This is a genomic window from Streptomyces sp. NPDC054770 (assembly GCF_053611985.1).
The window spans coordinates 106,295-129,282 of record NZ_JBSHBL010000007.1 but is presented as its reverse complement, the minus strand read 5'-3'; the positions used below and the strand labels follow the sequence as shown (position 1 = coordinate 129,282).

General features: G+C 70.2%; 23 protein-coding genes. 11 read left to right on the top strand and 12 right to left on the bottom strand.

Translation table 11 applies throughout. The annotated features are described in order from the left end of the window. Window positions 1-10: 10 nt before the first annotated feature. Window positions 11-2,206 carry an MMPL family transporter gene (locus ACWGKQ_RS09565; RefSeq protein ID WP_453291314.1) on the bottom strand — a complete coding sequence of 732 codons (2,196 nt, stop codon included), beginning with the start codon at window positions 2,204-2,206 and terminating at the stop codon, window positions 11-13. A 293-nt stretch (window positions 2,207-2,499) separates the two neighbouring features. On the opposite strand from ACWGKQ_RS09565, the gene ACWGKQ_RS09560 reads away from it, so the two are divergent. Continuing rightward, window positions 2,500-3,720, top strand: a complete 1,221-nt coding sequence (locus ACWGKQ_RS09560) for a sensor histidine kinase (protein WP_453291313.1) — start codon at window positions 2,500-2,502, stop codon at window positions 3,718-3,720. Between the two features lie 5 nt (window positions 3,721-3,725). Here ACWGKQ_RS09560 and ACWGKQ_RS09555 read toward each other — a convergent pair whose 3' ends face one another. The 3 genes from ACWGKQ_RS09555 to ACWGKQ_RS09545 all read right to left on the bottom strand — a co-directional run bounded on the left by ACWGKQ_RS09555 (window position 3,726) and on the right by ACWGKQ_RS09545 (window position 5,453). After that, a complete protein-coding gene (locus ACWGKQ_RS09555) occupies window positions 3,726-4,397 on the bottom strand; it encodes a response regulator (protein WP_453291312.1) in 672 nt (223 codons plus the stop codon). Beyond that, window positions 4,394-5,020, bottom strand: a complete 627-nt coding sequence (locus ACWGKQ_RS09550; RefSeq protein WP_453291311.1) for a TetR/AcrR family transcriptional regulator — start codon at window positions 5,018-5,020, stop codon at window positions 4,394-4,396. Before ACWGKQ_RS09550 ends, ACWGKQ_RS09555 begins: the two co-directional genes overlap by 4 nt. 112 nt (window positions 5,021-5,132) lie before the next feature. Next, window positions 5,133-5,453 (bottom strand): AzlD domain-containing protein, encoded by a 321-nt coding sequence (locus ACWGKQ_RS09545; protein WP_453291310.1) that lies wholly within the window; start codon window positions 5,451-5,453, stop codon window positions 5,133-5,135. On the opposite strand from ACWGKQ_RS09545, the gene ACWGKQ_RS09540 reads away from it, so the two are divergent. Then, a complete protein-coding gene (locus ACWGKQ_RS09540) occupies window positions 5,349-5,885 on the top strand; it encodes a helix-turn-helix domain-containing protein (RefSeq protein ID WP_453291309.1) in 537 nt (178 codons plus the stop codon). The genes ACWGKQ_RS09545 and ACWGKQ_RS09540 overlap by 105 nt on opposite strands. A 93-nt stretch (window positions 5,886-5,978) precedes the next feature. Here ACWGKQ_RS09540 and ACWGKQ_RS09535 read toward each other — a convergent pair whose 3' ends face one another. Further along, window positions 5,979-6,182 carry a cold-shock protein gene (locus ACWGKQ_RS09535; protein WP_003992177.1) on the bottom strand — a complete coding sequence of 68 codons (204 nt, stop codon included), beginning with the start codon at window positions 6,180-6,182 and terminating at the stop codon, window positions 5,979-5,981. 294 nt (window positions 6,183-6,476) lie between these two features. On the opposite strand from ACWGKQ_RS09535, the gene ACWGKQ_RS09530 reads away from it, so the two are divergent. Then, window positions 6,477-7,325 carry a menaquinone biosynthetic enzyme MqnA/MqnD family protein gene (locus tag ACWGKQ_RS09530; protein ID WP_453291308.1) on the top strand — a complete coding sequence of 283 codons (849 nt, stop codon included), beginning with the start codon at window positions 6,477-6,479 and terminating at the stop codon, window positions 7,323-7,325. Between the two features lie 70 nt (window positions 7,326-7,395). After that, window positions 7,396-9,096 (top strand): protein kinase domain-containing protein, encoded by a 1,701-nt coding sequence (locus tag ACWGKQ_RS09525; protein ID WP_453291307.1) that lies wholly within the window; start codon window positions 7,396-7,398, stop codon window positions 9,094-9,096. A gap of 27 nt (window positions 9,097-9,123) precedes the next feature. On the opposite strand, the gene ACWGKQ_RS09520 is transcribed toward ACWGKQ_RS09525, so the two are convergent. After that, complete coding sequence (locus ACWGKQ_RS09520) at window positions 9,124-13,704, bottom strand: FtsK/SpoIIIE domain-containing protein (protein ID WP_453291306.1); 4,581 nt, start codon at window positions 13,702-13,704, stop codon at window positions 9,124-9,126. 241 nt (window positions 13,705-13,945) lie between these two features. Between ACWGKQ_RS09520 and ACWGKQ_RS09515 the strand changes: the two genes are divergently transcribed. Then, on the top strand, window positions 13,946-14,248 hold the full coding sequence (locus ACWGKQ_RS09515; RefSeq protein ID WP_453291305.1) for a WXG100 family type VII secretion target: 303 nt from the start codon (window positions 13,946-13,948) through the stop codon (window positions 14,246-14,248). Between the two features lie 66 nt (window positions 14,249-14,314). Here the strand turns inward: ACWGKQ_RS09515 and ACWGKQ_RS09510 are convergent, their stop codons facing one another. Further along, window positions 14,315-15,007 carry a hypothetical protein gene (locus tag ACWGKQ_RS09510; protein ID WP_453291304.1) on the bottom strand — a complete coding sequence of 231 codons (693 nt, stop codon included), beginning with the start codon at window positions 15,005-15,007 and terminating at the stop codon, window positions 14,315-14,317. Between the two features lie 79 nt (window positions 15,008-15,086). On the opposite strand from ACWGKQ_RS09510, the gene ACWGKQ_RS09505 reads away from it, so the two are divergent. The 5 genes from ACWGKQ_RS09505 to ACWGKQ_RS09485 are packed head-to-tail and all read left to right on the top strand — an operon-like array spanning window position 15,087 to window position 18,520. Beyond that, window positions 15,087-15,392 carry a type VII secretion target gene (locus ACWGKQ_RS09505; RefSeq protein WP_453291303.1) on the top strand — a complete coding sequence of 102 codons (306 nt, stop codon included), beginning with the start codon at window positions 15,087-15,089 and terminating at the stop codon, window positions 15,390-15,392. Continuing rightward, window positions 15,389-16,666, top strand: a complete 1,278-nt coding sequence (locus tag ACWGKQ_RS09500; RefSeq protein WP_453291302.1) for a putative T7SS-secreted protein — start codon at window positions 15,389-15,391, stop codon at window positions 16,664-16,666. The genes ACWGKQ_RS09505 and ACWGKQ_RS09500 overlap by 4 nt, the downstream gene beginning before the upstream one ends. A gap of 50 nt (window positions 16,667-16,716) precedes the next feature. Continuing rightward, entirely contained in the window at window positions 16,717-17,295 is a 579-nt protein-coding gene (locus ACWGKQ_RS09495) for a hypothetical protein (RefSeq protein WP_453291301.1), read from the top strand. Then, the gene (locus ACWGKQ_RS09490) at window positions 17,292-17,960 is read left to right on the top strand and encodes a hypothetical protein (protein ID WP_453291300.1); all 669 of its coding nucleotides are present in this window, start codon (window positions 17,292-17,294) and stop codon (window positions 17,958-17,960) included. Before ACWGKQ_RS09495 ends, ACWGKQ_RS09490 begins: the two co-directional genes overlap by 4 nt. Beyond that, window positions 17,957-18,520, top strand: a complete 564-nt coding sequence (locus ACWGKQ_RS09485) for a hypothetical protein (RefSeq protein WP_453291299.1) — start codon at window positions 17,957-17,959, stop codon at window positions 18,518-18,520. Before ACWGKQ_RS09490 ends, ACWGKQ_RS09485 begins: the two co-directional genes overlap by 4 nt. 123 nt (window positions 18,521-18,643) lie before the next feature. Here ACWGKQ_RS09485 and ACWGKQ_RS09480 read toward each other — a convergent pair whose 3' ends face one another. The 4 genes from ACWGKQ_RS09480 to ACWGKQ_RS09465 all read right to left on the bottom strand — a co-directional run bounded on the left by ACWGKQ_RS09480 (window position 18,644) and on the right by ACWGKQ_RS09465 (window position 21,406). Beyond that, complete coding sequence (locus tag ACWGKQ_RS09480) at window positions 18,644-19,687, bottom strand: hypothetical protein (protein ID WP_453291298.1); 1,044 nt, start codon at window positions 19,685-19,687, stop codon at window positions 18,644-18,646. Continuing rightward, window positions 19,675-20,325, bottom strand: coding sequence for a hypothetical protein (locus ACWGKQ_RS09475; RefSeq protein WP_453291297.1), 651 nt, complete (start codon window positions 20,323-20,325; stop codon window positions 19,675-19,677). Before ACWGKQ_RS09475 ends, ACWGKQ_RS09480 begins: the two co-directional genes overlap by 13 nt. A gap of 380 nt (window positions 20,326-20,705) precedes the next feature. Continuing rightward, window positions 20,706-21,059 carry a hypothetical protein gene (locus ACWGKQ_RS09470; RefSeq protein ID WP_453291296.1) on the bottom strand — a complete coding sequence of 118 codons (354 nt, stop codon included), beginning with the start codon at window positions 21,057-21,059 and terminating at the stop codon, window positions 20,706-20,708. Continuing rightward, on the bottom strand, window positions 21,059-21,406 hold the full coding sequence (locus ACWGKQ_RS09465) for a hypothetical protein (RefSeq protein ID WP_453291295.1): 348 nt from the start codon (window positions 21,404-21,406) through the stop codon (window positions 21,059-21,061). The genes ACWGKQ_RS09470 and ACWGKQ_RS09465 overlap by 1 nt, the downstream gene beginning before the upstream one ends. A 169-nt stretch (window positions 21,407-21,575) precedes the next feature. Here ACWGKQ_RS09465 and ACWGKQ_RS09460 point away from each other — a divergent pair, with 169 nt between their 5' ends. Then, window positions 21,576-21,866, top strand: a complete 291-nt coding sequence (locus ACWGKQ_RS09460; protein ID WP_453291294.1) for a GntR family transcriptional regulator — start codon at window positions 21,576-21,578, stop codon at window positions 21,864-21,866. A 128-nt stretch (window positions 21,867-21,994) separates the two neighbouring features. Here the strand turns inward: ACWGKQ_RS09460 and ACWGKQ_RS09455 are convergent, their stop codons facing one another. Beyond that, window positions 21,995-22,972, bottom strand: coding sequence for a hypothetical protein (locus ACWGKQ_RS09455; protein WP_453291293.1), 978 nt, complete (start codon window positions 22,970-22,972; stop codon window positions 21,995-21,997). Between the last annotated feature and the right edge of the window lie 16 nt (window positions 22,973-22,988).

Genomic DNA, 22,988 nt, shown 5'->3' with positions numbered 1-22,988 from the left:
ATGCCCGTCCTCAGCCGATCCGGGTGAAACCGGCCTCGGCGGTCGCCGGGGCCGGTGCGGTCGCCCGGGCCAGCTTCTCGCCCTCGATGTCGACGTGCGGGAGCCGGCGGTCGATCCAGCCGGGGAGCGACCACGCGCGGTCGCCGAGCAGGGCCAGGACGGCCGGGACGATGGTCATGCGGACCACGAACGCGTCGAAGAGCACGGCGGCGGCGAGGCCGAAACCGAGTGACTTGATCATGGCGTCGTCGCCGCCGATGAAGCCGCCGAAGACGCCCGTCATGATGAGCGCGGCGGCGGTGACGACCTTGCCGCTGTGCCGGAAGCCGTCGGTGATCGCCTCGCGGGCGCCGGCGCCGTGGACGTAGGACTCGCGGATGCGGGTGACGAGGAAGACCTGGTAGTCCATGGCGAGGCCGAAGACGATGCCGACCGTGAGGATCGGCACCAGGCTCATGATCGGGCCGGTGGTCTGGAGGCCGAACAGGTCCTTGAACCAACCCCACTGGAAGACCGCCACCATGGCGCCGAAGGCGGCCAGGACGGACAGCAGGAAGCCGAGCGCCGCCTTCAGCGGTACCAGGAGGGACCGGAAGACGAGGATCAGGACGAGGAAGGCCAGGCCGACGACGAGCAGCAGGTAGGGGACGATCGCCTGGGCGAACTTCGCGGCGACGTCGAGGTTCAGGGCGGTGGTGCCGGTCACCAGGCCCTCGGCGCCGGTGGCGGCCCGGGTGTCCGCGGTCCGGTCACGGATGTCGTGCACGAGGGTCTTGGTCGCCTCGCTGGTCGGCGCGCTGCCGGGCGTGACGGTGACGATCGCGGTGTCGCCGGCCGGGTTGTAGACGGCCGGGGCCACGGTGGCCACGTCCTTCATGACGGTGATGTCGTCGGTGAGTTCGCCGACGGCCTTCTTCGTCGCCGCCGGGGCGGAGTCGGTGACGACGACGGTGAGCGGGCCGTTGAAGCCGGGCCCGAAGGACTCGGCGAGCATGTCGTACGCCTTGCGCTCCGTGGTGGCGGGCGGCTTCGATCCGTCGTCGGGCAGGCCCAGTTGGAGCCTGGTGGCGGGCAGGGCGACCAGGACCAGGCCGGCGGACGCGACGAGCAGCACCTTCCAGGGGCGGCGCAGCACGAAGGCCGCCCAGCGCTCTCCCAGCGGCGTCTTCGAGGTGGCCTTCGGCCTGCGGCCCGCGCGGCCGAGGACCCGTTCGGGAGCGAGGGCGAGCAGGGCCGGGACCAGGGTGACGGCGACCAGGACCGCGACGACCACGGCGCCGGCCGCGGCCATGCCCATGGCGGTGAGGATCGGCAGCCGGACCACGGCCAGGCCCACCAGGGCGATGACGACGGTCAGTCCGGCGAAGACCACGGCGGAGCCGGCGGTGCCGTCGGCACGCGCGGCGGCCTCGCGCGCGTCGTGTCCCGCCGCTCGTTCGGAGCGGTAGCGCGAGACGATGAACAGGGCGTAGTCGATGCCCACCGCGATGCCGAGCATGGTGGCCAGCGCCGAGGTGCTGCTGTTGAGGTTCAGGGCCGCGGTCAGCGCGGTCACCGAGGAGACGGTGATCCCGACGCCGACCACGGCGGTCGCCAGCGGCATGCCGGCCGCGGCGAACGAGCCGAAGGTGACGACCAGGACGAGCGCGGCGAGCACGAAGCCGACCGCCTCGGAGGAGCCGCCGGCTTCGGTGGCCGTCAGCGCGGTGCCGGACGCCTCGACGGTCAGGCCCTTGTCGCGGGCCTCGCCGAGGACCTTGTCGAGGTGCCGGTGGTCGGTGTCGGTCAGGTCGGCCGGCTTGGCGGAGTAGGTGACCTGGGCGTAGCCGGTGGTGCGGTCGGCGCTGACGGTCTTCGCGGCGAAGGGGTCGGTGACCGACGCGACCCGCGGTGAGGACCCCTTCAGGTCCTTCAGCAGCGCCTTCACCTCCGCCCGCGGCCCGCTGCCGGTCAGCTTCTGCCCGTCCGGCGCCCGTACGACGACCCGGGCGCTCGCCCCCTCCGCGTTGGCGGCCGGGAACTTCTCGCCGAGCAGGTCGTAGGCCTTCTGTGCCTCGATGCCGGGCAGCGTGACGCTGGAACTGCCGCCTCCGCTGCTGCCGGCCGCCGCGGCGCCCGCGACACCCAGTACGACCGCCCAGAGCAGCAGAACCAGCCGGCGGCGCTCGAAGGCGCGGCGGCCGATCCGGTGCAGGAATGTAGCCATGACGAAAACAGACTCCGTACGTCGGAAGGGGAGATGAGGGAAGGCGGGGCGCATGCGTCGGCGGTCGAGGGCCGAGCGCACGGGGCGGTGCTCCGGGGCATGCGTGGCCTGTCGTCGTCGACGACGACAGGCTCGGGGCCGGGGCACCGGCGCCGGGGAGACGCCCGTGCCCCGCAACCATGCTGCGCGGGACCGCACCCGGGCCGCGTCAGCCTCTGGTACGGGCGGTGCCGGACCGTGTCGGTCATCCGGCCGACAGCACAGGACCGGGCCGGTTTCCTACGCTGGTAGGCGTGGACTGGAAACTTCCGTTTTCACCCGGTGTGCGCCGTCTCATCACCGCCGCCGCCCTGCTGGCCCTGGCCCTCACCTGGGTGGTCGACCTCGTCGCGGTGTTCCAGCCGGCACAGTCGAGCGTGCCCACCCGCTGGCTGCCGGTGTTCGTCACCGGTCCGCTGGCCGTGCTGGCGCTGCCCGACACCCGCTGGTCGCCCTCGCTCACGGCCCGGTCGGTGGGCGTCGCCGTCATGTCCGCCGCGCTGACCTGCGTATGCCTGGTCGACTCGCGGCCGGTGAGCGACTGGGGTCTCCTGGAGGCTCTCGCCCTGCTGTTCCTGATCGTCCGGGTGCTCGCCGAGACGGATTCCGACCGCACCACGGCATGGACCGTCGCCGCTCTGGTCGCCGCCGTGCTGGCGCTGCCGCTGCGCGGCCGTACCCTGTCCGGCCTCGTGGCCGGGCAGTACGTGCTGACGGTCGCCCTCGCGCTGTCGGTGCTCATCGGCTGTTCCCTGCGCGCCCTGGAGACCCGCAGGCGGCGCGCCGTCCAGGACGTGCGCTACGCCGAGCGGCTCGCCCTCGCCCGGGACCTGCACGACCTCATCGCCCACCACATGACGGGCATCATCGTGCAGGCCAACGCGGCCCGGACGGTGCACGCGACGGCCCCCGAGAAGGTCGAGCCGGCCCTGGAGGCGATCGCCCGGTCCGGGACGGAGACCCTGGAGTCGATGCGGCGGCTGGTACGGGTGCTGCGCGAGGACGACCACCAGGCCCTGCGCCCGGGGGACCTGCTCTCGGAGCTCGGGGATCTCGTCGCCGACTTCTCACGCCGGCAGCCGGACGCCCCCGCGGCCCGGTTCGAAGCCTCCGCGACGGCCCGGACCAGCCGGTTCGGCCCGGAGGTCGAGACGTCCGTGTACCGGGTGGTCCAGGAGGCCCTCACCAACGTGCACCGGCACGCCCCCGGCGCGCGGGTGACCGTACGGCTGGACGCCGACCCGGACTGGCTGCACGTCAGCGTGGCCAACAGCAGGATGCACCGGCGCACCGGCGGCCCCGCGGGCGGCCAGAGCGGCCTGGGGCTGATCGGTCTGCGGGAGCGTGTCGAGGCACTCGACGGCACGTTCACGGCCGGTGCCGTGCACTCCGGCCAGTGGGAGGTCCGCGCCAGCGTGCCCCGCTTCCCGGCGGACTCCCCGCTGGGCCCGCTGCGGCGGACGCCGGCCGCGTGAGCCGTTCAGGACCGCGAGGTGACCACGCCGTGCTCCCACGCCCAGGCGGCGACCTCCACCCGGTTGCGGGCGTCGGTCTTCGCCTGGATCCGGGCCAGATACGTCTTCACCGACGACAGCGACAGGAACAGCTCCTCGCCGATCTCCTGGTTGGTGCGGCCCACGGCCACCAGCCGCACGATCTCCGTCTCCCGGATGCTCAGCCCGGCCGCCTCCGCGTCCCGCGCACCGCGCGGACCGCGCTGCAACTCGCCCAGCAGACGGACGGTGACCGCGGGCGAGACCAGGGCGTCCCCGCGGGCGGCCGCCCGGACCGCCTCCACCAGCAGCTCCGGGGACGCGTCCTTGAGCAGGAACCCGCAGGCGCCGTACCGCAGCGCGTCCCGTACGTAGTCGTCCTGGTCGAAGGTGGTGATGACGACGACGTTCGGCCCGTGGCCGTCGCTCCGCCCGGCCGCCAGCGTCCGGGTGACCTCCAGCCCGTCCAGCCGGGGCATCCGGATGTCGACCAGCACGACATCGGGCGTCAGCCGGCGGGCCAGCTCGACGCACTCGACCCCGTCGCGGGCCACCCCCACGACCCGGATGCCCACCTGGGCGTCGAGGATCATCTCGAAACCGGCCCGCACCAGCTCCTGGTCGTCGGCGATCACCACGTCGATCTGTTCGTCCGTCATGGCCGGGTCCCCTGGGGGCTGTCCGCTCGCGGCACGCGGGGGATCGGGGTCCCGGCGTCGCCGTCGTGCAGCATCGTGATGATCCGGTCCGCGTAGTCGGCCGGTGCCGTCGTGTCGAGGCTGTCGCGGTCGTGGTCGTACGCCATGCCGACGATCATGAGCGTGAGGTGGGCGGCGGCCGCGTTCCACAGCTGGTCCCGGCCGCTGCGCTCCGCGATCGCGTCCTCCAGCAGCAGGCGCTCCCGGTGCACCAGGTCCCACAGCCGGGCCCGCGGTCCGGGCGCGCGGTCGAGCTGCGCGCGCAGCCGGCGCAGCCGGGCCAGCTCCTCCGGACCCGTGTCCAGCACGGCGCGCACGGTCCACCCGAGGGAGACGGCTACGTCCTCCCCCTCGGGCCGGGTCCTGAGCATCCCGGCGAGCACGCCGACGGTCCGCTCGACGGGGGCGAGCAGGATCGCGTCCTTGTTCTCGAAGTACCGGTAGACCGTGGAGACCGCCACCTCGGCCCGCTCCGCCACCTGCTCCAGCGTCGCCGCCTCGTACCCGTCCCGCTCGGACAGCGCGATCATGGCGTCGTAGATCGCCGCCCGGACCTTCTGTGCCTTCTTCTCCCGGAGCCCCACGCGGCAACCGTAACAGAATGAGAATTCTTCTCATTTGGCAATGGTTACCGACCGGTGAGTGCCTCCACTCCGCCGACGCCGGCGGCCGCACGGAACCAGCGGCCGCACGGAACTAGGTGACGCCCGTCGCCCGCAGCAGCGCCGTCACCGCCGCCGCCCCCACGACCACCACGACGAACGGCGCCTTCCGCCAGGCGAGCACCCCGCCCACCAGCACCCCGGCAGGGCGGGCCCAGCCCGCGAAGCCCCCGTGCTCGGTCAGGGCGCCGGTGGCGAGCAGCGCGACCAGGAGGACCACCGCTCCCGCCGACGCCAGCTCCGGCTTCCGATGGAGTGGATCGCCGGTTCGCTGAAGCGGGAGCGGGCCCGGGCCGGGCTCTCGCTGTCCGAGCTGGCCAAGCGGGCCGGTATCGCCAAGTCCACGCTGTCCCAACTGGAGGCGGGCAGCGGCAATCCGAGCGTGGAGACGCTGTGGTCGCTGGGCGTGGCGCTGGGCGTGCCGTTCAGCGCCCTGGTCGAACCGCCGGCGCCCGGCGTCCAGGTGATCCGCGCGGGGGAGGGGCCCACCGTCGCGTCGGAGCGGGCCGACTTCGCCGCCACCCTGCTGTCGGCCTGCCCGCCCGGCGCCCGCCGGGACGTCTACCACCTGCGGATGGAACCCGGCGCGGCGCGCGAGTCCGAACCGCACATTCCGGGGACGGTCGAGCATCTCGTCGTATGCGGCGGGCAGGTGAAGGCGGGGCCACGCGGAGAAACCGTCGAATTGAACCCCGGGGACTACCTGACGTATCGCGGGGACGTCCCGCATTCCTACGAGGCGCTCGTGCCGGGCACCACGTTCGTGCTGGTGATGCAGCACGTATAGGCGGGCGGGCAAAGGCAGGAGCCCCGTCGCCTTACGGCGCGGGGCTCCTTGGGTACTGCACTCAGTCTGCGATCAGACTTGGTTTGTCTGGGATCAGACGGGGGTGACGTTCTCCGCCTGCGGACCCTTCGGGCCCTGCGTGACGTCGAAGCTCACCTGCTGGTTCTCCTCGAGGGAGCGGAACCCGCTGGCGTTGATCGCGGAGTAGTGGACGAAGACGTCGGGGCCGCCGCCTTCCTGGGCGATGAAGCCAAAGCCCTTTTCGGCGTTGAACCACTTCACGGTTCCGGTAGCCATAAGCCCTCCTTGGGCTCAAAAGGGTCGCCCTGCTCCAGAACCTGCAAGTGTGAAAACAAACTAAGTGCCGCACAACTGCATATGTCTGAAAACGACGAGAGCCCGCGGTTACATGCTCCGCAGGCTCTGTACTGCAAGGGAAACCAAACTGCAACTTGCGGCGAGCCTAGCATGTGGGCAGCGGAAAGCAACAGAGGCCAAGATCACGTCACCCGGACGTTTGAATGAACGCTGGGGTGCCTTGACGGCGGGGGCGGTCCCAGCACCGTACCCCACGGGGTCTAGTCTCGCGATGTGGACAATTCTCGCACCCGGCCGCGCGTCGGGCACATCCAGTTCCTGAACTGCCTTCCCCTCTACTGGGGCCTCGCGAGAACCGGCACCCTCCTCGACTTCGAGCTGACCAAGGACACCCCTGAGAAGCTCAGCGAGCAGCTGGTGCGCGGCGACCTGGACATCGGGCCCATCACCCTCGTCGAGTTCCTGCGCAACGCCGACGACCTGGTCGCCTTCCCGGACATCGCCGTCGGCTGCGACGGCCCGGTGATGTCCTGCGTGATCGTCTCCCAGGTGCCGCTGGACCAGCTGGACGGCCGCCGGGTCGCCCTCGGCTCCACCTCGCGCACCTCGGTCCGCCTCGCCCAGCTGCTGCTCGCCGAGCGCTACGGCGTCCAGCCCGACTACTACACCTGCCCGCCCGACCTCAGCCTGATGATGCAGGAGGCGGAGGCGGCGGTACTGATCGGCGACGCGGCCCTGCGCGCCAACCTGCTGGACGGCCCGCGCTACGGCCTTGAGGTCCACGACCTCGGCACGCTCTGGAAGGAGTGGACGGGCCTGCCGTTCGTCTTCGCGGTGTGGGCGGCGCGCCGGGACTACCTGGAGCGCGAACCGCACATCACCCGCGAGGTGCACAGCGCCTTCCTCGACTCCCGCAACCTCTCCCTGGAGGAGGTCGCCAAGGTCGCCGAACAGGCCGCCCGCTGGGAGGCCTTCGACGAGGCGACCCTGGCCCAGTACTTCACCACCCTCGACTTCAGCTTCGGCGCGCCGCAGCTGGCGGCGGTGGCGGAGTTCGCCCGCCGGGTGGGCCCGACGACCGGGTTCGCGGCGGACGTGAAGGTCGACCTGCTGGCCCCCTGACCCGCGTCGGCGGCGTGATCCGCCGGGCAGGCCCTAGGCTGCTGCGTGGACTCTGTGGGGGTGGGGGCGCATGCAGCAGCTCGCGGGCGACGAACCTGCGGCCGTCGGGCCGTACCGGCTGCTCGGCCGGCTCGGCTCCGGCGGCATGGGCCGCGTCTATCTGGGCCGTTCGGCCGGCGGCCGCACCGTCGCCGTGAAGATCGTGCACCCGCACCTCGCACTGGACGAGGAGTTCCGCGCCCGCTTCCGCCGCGAGGTGGCCGCCGCCCGGCGGGTCGGCGGTGCCTGGACGGCCCCCGTCCTGGACGCCGACCCGGACGCACCGGTGCCCTGGGTCGCCACGGCCTACGCGGCCGGTCCCTCCCTGACGGCCGCCGTGACCGACGGCGGCCCGCTGCCCGCGCACACGGTACGGGCGCTGGCCGCGGGGCTGGCCGAGGCGCTGGCGGCGGTGCACGAACTGGGCCTGGTGCACCGGGACGTGAAGCCGTCGAACGTGCTGCTCACCCTGGACGGCCCGCTGCTCATCGACTTCGGCATCGCCAGGGCCACGGACGGCACCGCCTCGCTGACGTCGTCGGGGGTCTCGATCGGGTCGCCGGGGTACATGTCGCCCGAGCAGATCCTGGGCAAGGGCGTCACGGGTGCCGCGGACGTGTTCTCGCTGGGCGCGGTGCTGGCGTACGCGGCGAACGGGGAGCCGCCGTTCCCGGGCGACTCCTCGGCCGCGCTGCTCTACAAGGTCGTCCACGAGGAACCCGAACTCGGATCGCTGAGCGGTGAGTTGCGGGAGGTGGCCGAGGCGTGCCTGGCGAAGGAGGCGGGGCGGCGGCCCGGCCCGGCACAGGTGGCGCGGCGGCTGGCTCCGGAGGGGGCCGCGCGGCTGGTGGCGGGCGGGTGGCTGCCGGGGGCGCTGGTGGAGCGGGTGAGCCGGAGCGCCGTGGAGGTGCTGAACCTGGAGGTGGCGGAGGCCGCGGGAACGGCGGCGCCGGCCGTGCCGGTGTCCGGGCCGGTGGGGTTCAGCACCCCGTCGGTGGTCGGGGAGTTCGGACCGGCGCCGACGGTGCCGCCTACGGTCGTACCGGAGCTGCCTTCGGTGCCGCCCGCGGTCGTACCGGAGTTGCCGACGGCGCCGCCCGCGGTCGTACCGGAACCGCGGGACGCCGTGCCGACGGCGCCCGGGAAGGTGTCCGTGAGCGTCGCCGCGACCGCCGTACCGGGAGAGGGCGGGCGGGGGCGCCGGGTGAGCTGTACGGTCGCGCTCGCGGTGGCCGGGGCGCTGGCGGTGGTCACCGTCGGGGTGGGGTTCCTGGTGAAGCCGTTCCTCGGGACCGGCGGCGGCGGATCGAGCAGCGACGCGGGGGCCGCCGCCAAGTCGCCCTCGGCGTCAGGATCCGCCGCGGCTTCCGGCGCCGGGGCGATCCCGGCCGCCTACCTCGGCACCTGGGAGGGCTCGGCCACCGCGCTGTCCGGCAACCTGCCCATCGGCACCTTCCGGGTCACCGTGGAACAGGTCGCCGTCGGCGCCGAGGTGGGCCGGCTGCGGCAGACCGACCAGCTGGGCGGGGTCTGCACGGACATCCTCACCCTGAAGTCGGTGACGGCCGCCAGGCTCGTCGCCTCCTCGACCGGCGCCGAGGGCAACCACGACGGCTGCGACCCCGGCACCAACACGGTCTACCTGACCCCGAGCCACGGCGACCTGGTCTACACGTCGGACAGCTCGGCGGAGGGGAACCCGGTGGCGGTGATGACGAAGACGGGGGACTGAGGACTCCCGGGGTCCCCCGTCGTACGACTACTGCGGGGTCGTCACCGTGACGTGCTCACCGCTGCCCAGGTGCAGCATGCCCTTGCCGGGCTGGATCGGCCCGCCCACCATGGCCCGGGTGGTCCGGATGCCGATCAGCTCGCCGGAGCCGGACTCCTGCGGGGAGAGCAGGATGCCGCGGCGGGCCTTCTTGGCGTCGACCTGCCAGCCGGAGAAGCCGTCGCAGATCTCGTCCTCGTCACCGGCGATGACGACGGCCAGCCCCTCCTCGGTGCCGCTCTCCACGATCCGCTTGAAGACCCCCTCGGCGTCGCAGTCGTCCAGCACCTCGGCATCGTCGACCAGCACCACGATCGGCTCGGCCGGCGACGCCGACGCGAGCACCTCCGTCAGCTCGTCCTCGTCCACGTCCCGGCCGGTGAAGACCTTCAGCACGCCTTCCTGGCCGTCCAGTTCGCGCAGCGGCGACTGCCGGGGCGCGGCGACCACGATCCGGACCCCGTTGGCGAGATAGGAGCGGGCGAAGCCCAACAGGGTCGTGGAGCGGCCGGACTTGGCCGGGCCGCCGATCACGAAGGCGGGCACGCCCTGCGCCAGGTCGGGCCCGAAGGCGGTGAGTTCGTCGCCGCCGACACCCACCAGGGCCCACAGCGGGGAGGCCGCCGCGGCCGGGTCGCGCATGGCCCAGGCGTCCTCGAAGGAGATCCGGCCGGGCAGCACGTCGACCCGGAACGGCCGCCGGGAGCGCGGCACCTGGGCGTCCCGGACCTCGGCCGCCTCGCCGATCGCGGCGATCGCGGCGGCCTGCCCCTGACCGGTGGTGTCCGCGGCGAGCAGCGCGAACTGCGTCTCGGCGGCCGTCTCGCTGCGGAAGGCGCGACCCGGCGGGATCTCCTCCGGAACCTTGCGGGAGTTGATGTCCAGCATCGAGAAGTCGGCGCGGTCGGCGAGCCGCAGACCGTACTTGTCCTCGGTGAGGGAGGAGATCCGGCCGGCCAGGATCTGCCGGTCGCCGGTGAGGACGAGATGGATGCCGACGCTCGCGCCCTCCCGCATCATCACCATGATCCGGTCGGTGAGGTCACCGTGGTTCAGCTCGCCGAGGGTGGGCAGCCAGCCCTCCCAGCGGTCCAGGAGCAGCACGATGTGCGGCAGCCGCTCCGCCTCCGGCACGGCCGCCCGCTGCTCGCCGATGTCCGCGAACCCCCGGTCCGCGAGCAGCTCCTGACGACGGGTCAGTTCACCGGAGAGGCGGGCCATGAGCCGTTCGACGCGCTCGGTCTGGTTGCGGCTGACGACGGCGCCGCAGTGCGGCAGCCGGGTCAGCGCGTTCAGCGCGCCGTTGCCGCAGTCGATGCCGTACAGGTGCACGTCCGCACAGGAGTTGGTGCGGGCCAGCGAACCGGCGATGGTGCGCAGCACCTGGGACCGTCCGGTGCGCGGGGCACCGGCGATGATCAGATGCCCGAAGGTCGCGAAGTCGACGGCGACCGCACGGCGGGCCTGGTCGGCGGGCAGGTCCTCGACACCGTACGCGGCGGCGGGCAGCGAGCCCTGGGCCTGCACGGCCGGTACGTCGTCGAGCAGCAGCATGTCGTCGAGGGCGGGCAGCCACGGCGAGTGCTGGGCCGGGATCCGGAGGGCGGTGTTGGCCTCGCGCACGGCGTCGACGAGCACCTTCAGGTCGGTGATCTCGTCGTCCTCCTTCGCCTCGGACTTGGGCTTGCGCAGCGCGGCCCGCCCGAGGTCCTGCCAGGACAGCGCCCCGGCCCAGGGCGCGAGGGTGGCCGGGTCGGCGGCACCTGGCCGCCTGCCTCCGACCCGCCCCGACTGGAAGGGGACCAGCGAGGCGTGCCCGAGCCGGACGTACGCCCGGCCCGGCGTGCTCTTCGCGATGTGCCCGGCGTCGGGCGCGTCGATGACGTCGGTCGACTCACCGGCGTCGGTCACGCGCAGCGCGATCCGCAGGTTGGTGTTGGCGCGGATCTCGGGCGACACGACGCCGGAGGGCCGCTGGGTGGCGAGCAGCAGGTGAATCCCGAGCGACCGCCCACGCTGGGCGATATTGACAAGTCCCGTGACGAAGTCGGGCAGATCACGCACCATCGACGCGAACTCGTCGATGACGATGAGCAGTCGGGGCACCGGCGCCCGCGACGGATCCCGCTTCACCAGGTCCTGGTAGTCCTCGATGTCCTTGGCGTCGGCGGCGGCGAGGATGTGCTCGCGCCGCTTGAGCTCCGCGCCCAGCGACTCCAGGGCCCGCTCCACGAGGTGGGCGTCGAGGTCGGTGACCATGCCCACGGTGTGCGGCAGCTTGACGCAGTCCTTGAACGCCGAGCCACCCTTGTAGTCGACGAGCACGAAGGTCATGTTCTCGGGGGTGTTGGCGACGGCCAGCGCCGCCACGATGGTCTGCAGCAGCTCGGACTTGCCGGAACCGGTGGTACCGGCGATGAGCCCGTGCGGCCCGTCCCGCCGCAGGTCGATACCGAACGGGCCGTCGTACGACTCCCCGATGACGGCCATCGTCGACTGCCCGCCCATCCGCCACCGCGCGGCGATCGCGTCCCGCGTCGGCGGCTCCAGCTGGAGCACGTCGAGCAGCCGGCTCGAGCCGGGCAGGGCCGAGTCCTCGCTCTCGCCGCTGATGTCCCGGAGCGGGGAGAGCGAGCGGGCCAGCCGGCCGCACCAGGCGGCGGAGACGAAGTCGGGCCGTACGTTCAGCTTGCGCAGCGCCCCGCTCTGCTCGACGCGCAGCCGCAACTCCAGGTCCTCCGGAGCCTGTTCCTCGCCGGCGCCGTGCTGGGGATGCCAGGCCTGGAAGGACGGGAAGCCGCCGACGGCACGCTGCGGGACGGGAGTTGCCTGGGCTGCCGCCGCCTCCTTACTGGCCCGCGGCTCGGCGACCACGACGCCCTGGCACTCCCCGGGAAGGAAGCGCTCCTCCTCGTCGAGGCAGATGGAGCGGATGGCGACGCCCGGCCCCTCCTTCAGCAGCCGTACGACACCGGGCATGGACCGCAGCCGCCGCGACCCGTCCCAGATCACCACGATGTCGGGGTCGGAGAAGGCGGGCCCGTCGATCTTGCTGCGCCCGCCCTGTTGCAGGGCCTTCTGCCGGCCGTCGAGGAGCTGGGTGAGCTCGCCGACGCGGGCGCCGACGGTCTCGGAGTCGGTGCCGATCAGGACGTTCACGTCCTGGCCGCCGGCCGGGCGGGAGTGCGGCAGCCAGCGCACCCAGTCCCAGCGGGTGCCGGCGTCGTTGTCGGTGAGGACGTAGAACTGCACGTCCATGGGGCTGTGCAGGACGGCGGTCTGGGCGACGGCCCAACGCCCCAGCGCATGCGCCGAATCCCCCGGCCCGGCGACCCCGATCACGCCGAGGTCGCGCAGCGACAGGCCGACCGGGGCGTCCTCGATGTACCAGCGGACCTTGCGCTTGTGCTCGTCCTGCTCGGGGTCGTCCAGCTCGACCTCGGAGGGCACGCGCCCGGTGCCGAACCGGATCAGCAGATGGTCGGCGTCGGTGCGCCGCCGCTCCCACAGCCGGGTCCGCGGCCCGGTCCCGTACGTCAGCACGGCCGCCGGATCCGGCACCGCGCCGCGCCGCTCGGTCCGCTCCGCGACCAGCGCCTCCTGCGCCTCCCCGTCGATCCGCGCCTTGTGCTCCTTGTACTCCTTGAGCTGCTTGGCGTGTGACTTCCTGCCGTGCTTCTTGTCCATGAAGTAGTTGCCGAAGAGCATGATCGGGCTCATCACGGCCATGATCAGGTAGTACCAGCGATGGAACATGAAGACGGACACGACCGCGCCGACCAGCGGCAGCACCGCCATCAGCCAGGGCAGCGGACGGGCCTCGTAGTCGCCGGGCGGGTTGGGCAGCGAGAAGTGCGTCTGCCGGTCGGCGGGGCGCAGGCGCGGGGGCCGGTTGTAGTCGAGCCCGGCACCGTCGTCGGACCACTTGAGGGCGGCGTTGGGCGGCGCGTACCCGGTGATCTCGAGGAGAGTGTTGCCGACTGCGAGCTGGGAGTTGAGGGGCCAGTCCCCGTCCCCCTTGAACTCCTCCCCGTCCAACCGCACGTCATCGACATGTGTCTGCACTTTGCAGGTGCCGTCGATGGCGATGGTGAGGGTGGCGGCGCGGGCGGGCAGTTCGGGGTCCTCGACGCGGAGGTGGGAGGCGGCCCCGGTGCCGATGTCGTACCGCCCGACACCGAGCCGGTGCACGGCGCCGGCGGCGGGACCGCCGGCGACCCGGAACTCCACGACACCGGTGGGCTCGCCGAGCAGACACCCGGCGGGGTCGTGGAGGCTGACGACGACACCGTCCCGCAGCGGCGAGCCGACGACGGTGGCGGCGGGGTCGAGGGCGTACCCGTCGACGTAGGCGTGCGGCCCGGTGGCCTGGACGGCGGCGGCCTGTTGCCGGTGCGCGCCGATGGGGATGACCTGGGCGCCGCCCGCGCCGGCGTCCGGATATCCCAGACCGACCTGCCGGGCCAACTCCCTGGCGACGTCTCCGACGGTCGACTCGGGATCTGCGTCGAGCACCACGTCGGCGGTGGCACCGCCGACCGGGTCGACGACGGTCAGACTCAGGCGCACGTTCCGTCCCCCAACACACCGAGAGCACCCAACACAGTGGAAGTGACCTTAGCCGCCCGCTCTTTCCCGGATGCAACGGGATCTGCACGGTTCACGATTCCGCCGCACAAGCACCGTGCGGTCGCACGCGTCACCCCCGTAGGATCTTTGCTCGTGCGGACGGCCATGTCATGGCCAAGGATCCGCGCGAAGGGTGCCACGGGGGAAGGCCCTGAGGCCACACCAACGGGAGGGAGCCGTCATGGCCAGCAAAGACACGGATCTCACATATGCGGAGATGGAGAAGGTCGCCGGCGACCTGATCAAGGACATGCACGACCTGGAAGACAAGATCAAGAACGTCGAGAAGCGCGTCTCCGCCCTGGTGGAGAACGGCTTCACCACCCAGAAGGCCTCGGGAGCGTACGACGACTCCATGAAGGACTTCACCAAGGGCGCGACGAAGACGATCCAGGGCCTGCACGGTCTGTCCGACTTCCTGAAGAAGGCCAAGGAAGCGTACGAGCAGCTGGACGAGTCGCTGGCGAAGCAGGCCAAGGGTTAGTAAAGTCCTGGCAGTTGGGCGACCGGGTGCGACGGAGCGCGAGCTGTGCTCCGTCGCACCCGGCTGTCAGGCCTCGGTGGCTCCGGCCCCGCCCGGTTGCGGACGACGCGCCAGGTACGTGTGCAGCTCGCTGCGCCGCTCCTCGGTCGTCAGCGTGAGCCATGAGCCGTCCTTGAACCGCAGGAGCAGCCTGTCGTTCTCGAACTCGGGGAGCGGGTCCGCAAGGACCGCGTCCCCGGCCGGGATCTCGGCGACGACCTGCGTGAGGGCGTCCCGGCGGACGGACACGCGCTTGGGCGGAGCGGCCAGCAGGATCCGGTTCGCGGCAAGCGCGACCAGGCGTTGGTGGTGGGAGGAATGGCTGTACCACTGCAAGAGGAGGCGGCCGGCCGCCCCGTTCCAGTCGCCGTCGAAGGTCTTCTCCAGGCCGAGTTCGACGATGGCCTCGTCCCGCCGCTTCTTGTCGAGCTGCGCGGCGCGGTGACGCTCCTGCTCTCCGGTGGTCGACAGCATGCGCCTGACCGCCTCCTCGGCCGCACCGAGGAGGCCCAGCAACTTCCCTATGAACAGCAGGGGCGTGCCCAGAGCGACACCGAGCATGCCGAGCGGCGGCATGGAGGCAGGGCGCAAAGGCCCCGATCCGGCTGCCCGTTGGACCTCGGCGGGTGGTTCGGGGATCTTGCCGATCGTGCACCAGGCGGCCGCGTCGGGTGTGACGCCGAGTCGGTCCCGTACGGTGCGGTCGGTGCTCGTGGACAAAGCCCGTCCCACCTTCCATGTTGTTTGCCGAAGGAAGTCTCGCGGCAGTGTCTCATGTCCATGATGGGGGATTTTTTCAATGGCGGACAGAATCAGATACGACCTCGACATGATCAAGGGGTGCTCGCGCACTCTGGGCAAGCTCCACAATGAGTTTGATCAGCACGGGAACCCTGCGGACGGCTATGAGGACGAACTGGGGCACGGTGGCCTGAAGGACGCTTTCGACGAGTTCGGGACCACCTGGAAGAAGACGCGCAAGAAACTGTCGAAGGAACTCAAGAAGCTGGCCGACTACACCGGAGCCGCGGCCCAGAAGTACGAAGAGGTCGACCACGAGTTGGCCAAGGCGATTGCCGAGAACACGGGGAAGGGCAAGAAGTGAGCAGGCGCTCCAGCGATTGGCCGCCGCTGTGGGACGGAGATCCCACACCGGGCGATCCCGACGAAGTCGCCGCCCTCGGGCGGAAGTTGCGGCAGATGGCCGACACGATCGACGAGCAGGCACGCGTCATCAAGGCGCTGTCCTCGGTCGAGGGCTGGGACAGCGATGCCGGCCGCGCTTTCAACGAGATCGCCGACGGCGCCGGAGACCGGCTCAAGAAGGCGTTCGAGCGGTACGACGAGGCGGCCAAGGCGGTGGGTACCAAGGTGGCCGAAGGCGAATCGAGCGAATTCGCCGGAGAGTTGCACCGAGCTCAGAAGAAGGCCGACAGGGCCTTGGCGGATTACCGTGAGGCCAAGTCCGATCACGACCTCGCCGACCGGGAGGTGAAGAAGTTCACGGACAAGTACCTCGTCAGTCAGATACCCGAGGCGGACAGGCCCGAGTACGAGCGCTGGGAGAAGAAGCGCGACGAGGCGCTGCACCGTATCGGCCAGGCACGCAAGGAAGTCAAGGACGCCCGGGACATCTTCGACGACGCCGGAGACCGCGCCGCCCGCCATATCAAGGACGTGGTCCACCATGATGCGGTGCGCGACCCGGGCGGATTCATGAACTGGCTCGCCGACTGGGCGGACATGTTCTCCAACATCTCCGCGATCCTGTCCGTTCTGGCGGTCGTCTGCGCATTCATCCCGCCGTTGCAGTTCCTGGTGCCCATCTTCGCCACCCTCGCAGTGCTCACCAGCGCGGCGGCCTTGGCAGGCCACGCCTACGACATGTCGGTGCGCGGCGGGAAGGTCAACTGGCTGAAGCTGGGTACGGACTTTCTGGGAGTTCTTCCCGGGCTCGGTGCGCTCAAGGGTTTCAAGGCCGTGAGCAAGCTCAGTGGACTGGCCAAGCTCAGGGCCCTCTCCAAGGCCGGCACCTGGGGAGAGGCAAGCCTTCGAGGACTCGACGGAATCGGGCACAACTTCCTCAACGGCATGAGCGTGGGCTTGACGAACAAGGTCCTCTCCCAAGGTCTCAAACTCGGACAGAGGCTCAACGTCGCCGGTCTTCCGGAGCGGTTCGCCCCCATCGGCGGAAAGCAGATCACCGCGGTCATCAAGGGGAACGGCCTCGCCAGCGCCCTCCACCGGATGTTCAGCGGTGAGAACGGTGGGACCACGGGTTACCAGGAGCCGGAAACGTCCGAGCCGACCCAGACCCAGACTCCGGCCCCGTCGCCTCAGCCCTCGCCGAAGCCGTTCCACGCGGCTCTGGCTGCGTAGCCGCAGCGCTGTGACTGCGACGGAGACCGCGGGAAAGGAGGGTGGCGCAGGTGGATGACACGACCGACCTCGGTGAATGGGAATTCGTGGGCCGCCGGGGCACAGAGCCGGTGCGCATGGTCCCCGCTGAGGTGATCTCCGCGATCCCCAGGGCCAGGACGGAAGCCGAGCGGCTGGGAGAGGAACTCCGCTTCGACTTTCTGGACGACCGGGCGGTTCTGCGGATGCTCCGGCGCCGGCATCAGGACGAGGTGGCGATGTTCAACGCGGGGTTCAGAACCGGTGTTCCCCTGGCGCTCATCGGGTTCGGCGCGGCCGTGTACTGGGGCGGCGTGGTCCAGTACTGGGAGTCGGAGGCGGCACGTCTCGCTTTTGCGGGCTCGGCCGTCGTCGTCGTACTGACCCTGCTTGCCGTCTACGCGCGCACTGCCGCGGTGCACTGGGGCGACCCCGTTCGCCAGAACCTCCGGGCCCGCGCCAGGGGATACCGCGAACTGGCGCATCTCGCACGCAAGGAAGGGGCGGACATTCCCCCTCACTATCCCCACTACGGCCCCTACCCGTTCGCGGCCACCTTCCGCCCCGAAGCGGACCGGGCAGAAACCACCGATGGAGAAGGCCTGTCGTGAGCGCCGTAACAGCAGAGGAGAACGTCCAGGGCTCCATAGGCGGCCCGGGCATCGAGGTCCGCTGGATCATGCCGGAGGGGTTCTTCGAGATCCCGATGGATGCGGAGAGCCTGGACGAGACCGCCGAGCAACTCGTCGAACTGGCCCGTGCCGTGATGCCGGAGGCCACCTTCGAGGTACAGCTGGAGTGGGCGGTCATGGTCGCCGCGCACTACGACTCCTTTGTCGAGGCCGGGATCCAGTACTCCGGCTTCGTCATGACGGAGGTGGACGGGGAGCGGTGTACGGCGACGGTCACCGTCAGCATGATCGATCTGGACGAGAGGGCCGGCCTCCATCCCGTCGGGTTCCTGGGCTCGACGATGCGTCATCTCAACCTGGGACAGGTCAGCGAGGTCGCGCTGCCGTGCGGCCCGGCTGTGTCCTGCATCGGGACCAGGAAGGGGAGTCTGCCCGGCGGCCTCACCGCGTCCGGAGCCGATGAGCCGGTGGTGACCTCCTTCATCCAGGTCCAGATACCGCTGAGCAACGGGACGGCTCTGGTCCTGGAGATGGGCACGCCCACGCCCCAGGCCTGGGACGTCTTCTCGGCGATGTTCGCGGGCGTCGTGAAGAGCGTCCGCCTGTTCAACGAGTCCGGCAAGCCGATGGTGATGCCCGGATGACCACGAAGCCCGACGCCATGGCACCGCCCAAGGACTACCGGCTCCTGGTTCCCCGGGACTGGTTCCGCATCGACCTGACCCAGGACCGCTGGCGTGCCCAGCTGAAGACGTTCGTGGACCACCAGGCCGAAGGCAAGAACGTTCCGGCCGAGACCAAGCGGGAGACCTGGGCGACCCTCCGCAACACCGCCGAGGCCGGGGTCAGGACCGGTGCGCTGGAGTTCTTCCTGAGGCCGGAGCTGGAAGGCGGCGGCATCCTGCCCGCTTCGCTGGTCGTCTCGTTGATTCCCCGGACCGGTGGACTGACTCCCCGGGACCTCCAGACGACGCTCGAAGCGAAGCAGAGGCAGAACGCCTCCCTCGCGGAGTTCTCGGTCGTCGCCCTTCCCGCAGGGGAGACGGTACGAGTCGTCGGCCCGACGACGCTGGACCTGTACGTGCAGATGCCCGGTGGCGTCGGCTATCTGGCCCTGGCGTTCGCGGTGCCGCTCAGCGGAGCGACCGGTCCCATGCGCAGGCTCTGCGACTCGATCGCGGAGTCGTTGCGGTGGATCGTGTGAGGATCACTCGTCCGGGCGCGGGTGAAGAACACGAGCATTTCGCCTTGTGGACGGTGAGCTGACCCCGCAGCGCGCGCTCCGCGGAACCGGCGGAGGGAAGCTCTGCGGGGCACATGCCTCCCGTCAGCGGTTCACGGCTTGGGCTTCCTGGACCTTGATGTCCTGGGTCGTGCCGAAGGTGCCGTCCGGCAGGTCGCCGCGCACGCCCCCGGTTCCCGACCAGCCGATCTGCCAGGTGATGGTCGCCTTCAGGTGGTAAGCACCGCCGCTCGACGAGCGCAGGTACTTGATGCCGCAGGGTGGGGTCAGATGAGCTTTGCCCTTGGCGTACTGCTCGCCGATCGAGCCGTCGGAGTTCAGGGTGCACACACCGGAAGCCGGATAGGTCTCGGCGTCATCGGTGCCCGGCTCGAGTTTCAGTGAGACGGGCTTGGCGGTGGTCGTCGCCTGGATGTTGAGGCCGCCGGCGTTGAGCGACGCGGTGACCGACACCGGCTTGAACTCGGCCTTGTCCAGCCACGCCCAGGTGGCGAGGTTGACCTTGGTGATGTCCGCCGGGGCGAGGGTCACCTTGGTGTCGGGGAGCTGAATCGCGTCGTAGGCGGCTTCGGCCAGGATCTTCGGGGTGACGGCCTGCGGAACTCCCGGGTCGTCGTTGTTCGCCACCCAGAAGGGAAGGTCGCTGCATTCCCAGCTGGCGGGGTCGTCCATGCGGTCGGGGTTCTGGACCGCGACCCACCAGTTCCCCTTGTCGGCCTCGTCCTCGTTGTAGTTCTTGTACTTGCCATCCTTGTAGATGTCACGGAACTGACCGACTGCGGCCTTGGCGTAGTTGGCCTGGCCGGGAGTGTTGATCGTGTCCGTGTACATCGTCTCGACGTAGTCCTTGAACTCCGCCACCGAACGGGGTTCGTACCAGCACGCCGGCGGGGTCCAGTCCGTGACCGGCTGCACGGCGGTACCGCTGCCCCTTGAGCGCACCGAACCGGAATAAGTCACTCTGGAAACGAGTGTGCCGGCGTTGGAGCTGCCGCTCTGCTTGGTGTTGCCCTGGGAGCCCTCGCTCGGCGGCCAGGTCGCGGACGCCGTTCCTGCGGCGGTGAGAACAAGAGCCCCCGAGAGCAGCCCCGCCAAGGCGAATCGGCTGCTGGACGTCACGGCGTGCATGACTTACTGCCCCTCTGCGAAGTGAGCTTCGTCGTCTGCCATACGCCTTGCTTGTTCTTTTCGAGACGAGTCGTGTAGACGACGTACGAGTCATCGTTCACCGCGGTCTTGACGACCTTGCCCGACTTGCGGACCTTCGCGAAGGCCTTGCTCTGGTCCTCGCAGTACACAACTCCAGCCGACGTAGAGTCGAAAACGTCGATCTTGGCGTTGTAGTAGCGGTTGACGCCTGTGATCGAGTAACCGTCCTTCGCGATGGACTCCACCCAGTCCTTGGCGTCTGCCAGTGCGCCACCGCTGTAGTAGAAGTTGAGCGCGGGCAGTTCGGGATCGCCCTGCGTGATGGCGTAGTTGGTCGCATCGATCCGATGGGCCACGTCCCCGAGGACCGCGTCCTTGGTCGTGTCGCCGGTCTTCCAGCTTTCGAAGGTGTCGGTCAGGTCGCCTGGCAGTGTGATCTTGGGCCTGCCGGCGGCGGCACTTTCGGTCGGCGAAGCCGACGCTTTCGTACTGCCGCTGTCGGCCCCGGCGATCTTGTCGTTTGCTTTCGAACCCGCGTCCCCGCCGCCGCAAGCCGTCAGGAGCAGGGCTGCGGAGGCGACGAGCGCGGCAGCGGCGGGCAAAGTACGGCGCTTCACAGTGAACTCCCCGTGAGACAAAAGTCCGTTCAAGAGATCTGACGGTATCGGGGAGGTTCTCGGTTTCGCCAGCGCGAACTTTCCTGTGCAGGTGTGACCTGTGTCCTGATCGTGCCTGAACGGCCCACGGCCTCAGGCACGTTCGTGTGCTGCGTCCGAAGTGGGAGTGCCGTGAGGTACGAGTTCAGTTCCGCTGTCGAGGTGCCTTGCATCTCGGTCAGGCACGTGGCGGGTGTGCCGATGTGCCACAGGTCCTCACCCTGCGTGCCGAGCTTGCAGACGCGCAGGGTGAGGCTGGACCGTTGGCCGGTGCAGTAGAGGAGGCGGAGAGCGTGTCGGTCAGGGGCTGACGGCCGGTGTCGGTTCGGGGGCTTGGACGGTCACGGCCGGTGAACTCGGTCGGTGTCTTCGCGGTCCTCTGTGTCGTCCGGTACGACCAGGCGCCCGCCCCGGGACTCGGCGACTCGTAGCGCGTCGGTGAGGCACTCGGCGAGACGGATACCGGCGTAGCGGACCTCGGTATATGGCGACATGGGATCGTCCAGCACCTGGCGGGCATGGCGAAGCACATCGGTGCCGGTTGCGAGTTGGGCGGCCTCCAGGTTGTCGGCTAGGCGGGAGAGATAGCCGCCGTTGTTGTCCGTGTCCAGGTAGCAGGGCTTGCCTTCGGGCGTGGACCAGGGGAGGAGACGCCGGGAGGCCAGAGCGTGTGCGTTGCTGTTTCCCTGCTCCATCACACAGCCACCTCTGGCGTGCCGATCACGTGCTGGTCGAGATCGATTCCGAAGTCGGCGGCGAGTACGAGAGCGAGCCGGCGGCGCTGCTGGAGGGCGGCCTCGCCCTCGCAGGCGGTGAGGTAGGGGCGGACCAGGGCGGAGTCGGTGCCGTCGAGGAAGGTGACCAGGCCGTAGGGCGACCGGTGGCTGGGGAGGGGCGAGGGCTCGGCGCTGAGGGGGCAGCGTGCGAGGGTGAGGTGCAGGTGGGGGAATGAAGGCCGGTGAGCACGGCGGCGCCGTTTCCCGGTGCCGGGGGCGAAGAGGAGGCGCAGCCATTGGAGGGCGCGGGGGATAAGGTCGTGCATGTCGACGCTCCTTGTAAGCGTTGGCCATGCCCCGGGAGGTAGCCGCCTCGCCGGGGTCTTTGTTGACCACTTTGCCCTAGGACGCGATAGGTAGCAACCGGAAGCATTAGGTTGCATGTGGACGTTCCCTCATGTGGTGCCTTGCTTCAAGCCGCCTTAGCGTGCGGCTATGGCTAACGATCGGTGGACGCCCGACCCGACAAGTCCCGTCTACGTGTATCTGCAAGTCGCACACCACATCGCAGAGCAGATCCGCACCGGACGCCTGCCGGTGGGCGCACGGCTTCCGGCTGAACGTGATCTCGCCGAGCAGTACGCGGTTGCCATCAACACTGCCCGTCGGGCCGTGCGCGAGCTTCGGGATCAGGGTCTTGTCATCACTGTGCCTATCAAGGGCACGTTCGTGCAGGCCCAGGAGCCGTCCAGCAAGCCGGCCGAAGACAGCGGACCGAACACATGAAGGAGCCGCGCGTTGTGCGCGGCTCCTTCTGCTCCCTGGGCGTCCTTCGGGCTACTCGCCGGCCCCGTTTCTCTTCGGGACTCCCGGGGCCGCCGGTAGCGGGAACCCCGCTGACCGCCCCAATCTCATCAGCGGTTGACCGCCTGGATTTCCTTCACGGTCACGTCCTGCTCGTACGTCGACAGGCCGTCCGGCAGAGCCGGCTGCTGGGCGGGCCCGTCCGGGTCGGCCGAGTCCGTCCACGTGACCTTCCAGGTGATCGACGCCTTGAAGGGGTAGGTGCCGCTTCCGGAGGATCGCTGGTACGTGACGTTGCAGGCCGCGTCCTTGCTGTCGACCGTGTACCCGTTGTCGCCCTTCACCAGGTCGTACGTGCACGTCTGCGGGTCGGCGTCCGCGGTACCGGCGTCGACCTTGAGGGCCACAGGGGTCGCCACGGTCGTCGCGGCCATCTCGACGCCCTTGTAGTTGATGCTGGCGGTCGTCCAGACGCGGTCGAAGTCGCCGTCCAGCTTCACGCGCGTGCCGAGGTTCACCTTGAGCCGGTCGGGGCTCGGGCTCAGGACCACGGGCGGGGTGGGCAACTTGGTGGAGTTGTACGCGAGTTCGGAGAGGGTCTTCGGAGTCAGCTGGTTCGGATCCGCCTTCGGCTGGGCGGGCGGGACCCAGATCTCCCAGTTGGCCGGGGTCACGGGACAGGCGTCGGTGTAGTCGTCGTGGCGGAACTGCACCTGCCACCACAGGCCCTTGTCGCCCTTGTGGTAGTCCTCGTCGGCGCGCTTCTTGGCGTAGCTCGCGGCCGGTTCCTGGGCGCCCTTGTACGAGGACTTGATGAACTCCTCGTACTCGTCGGGCGTGTACATCGGTTCGTACCAGCAGACGGGGGGCTTCCAGTTGGCGTTCGAGGACGTGGCAGTCGCCGTGGAGGTGGATGAGCCGGTCGTTTTCTGTTTGATACGGATGTGGGCGCCGATGGTGCCGGCGCCGGAGTCGGCACCCGAGTCCGCGCCGGAACCGCTGGGCTGCTGATCGGTCTTGGTACCGCCCTGCTTGCCGCCGACCTGGATGTCCCCTGCGTAAGCGGGGGACAGGGACCCGACGGCCACGACGAGAACTGTTGCG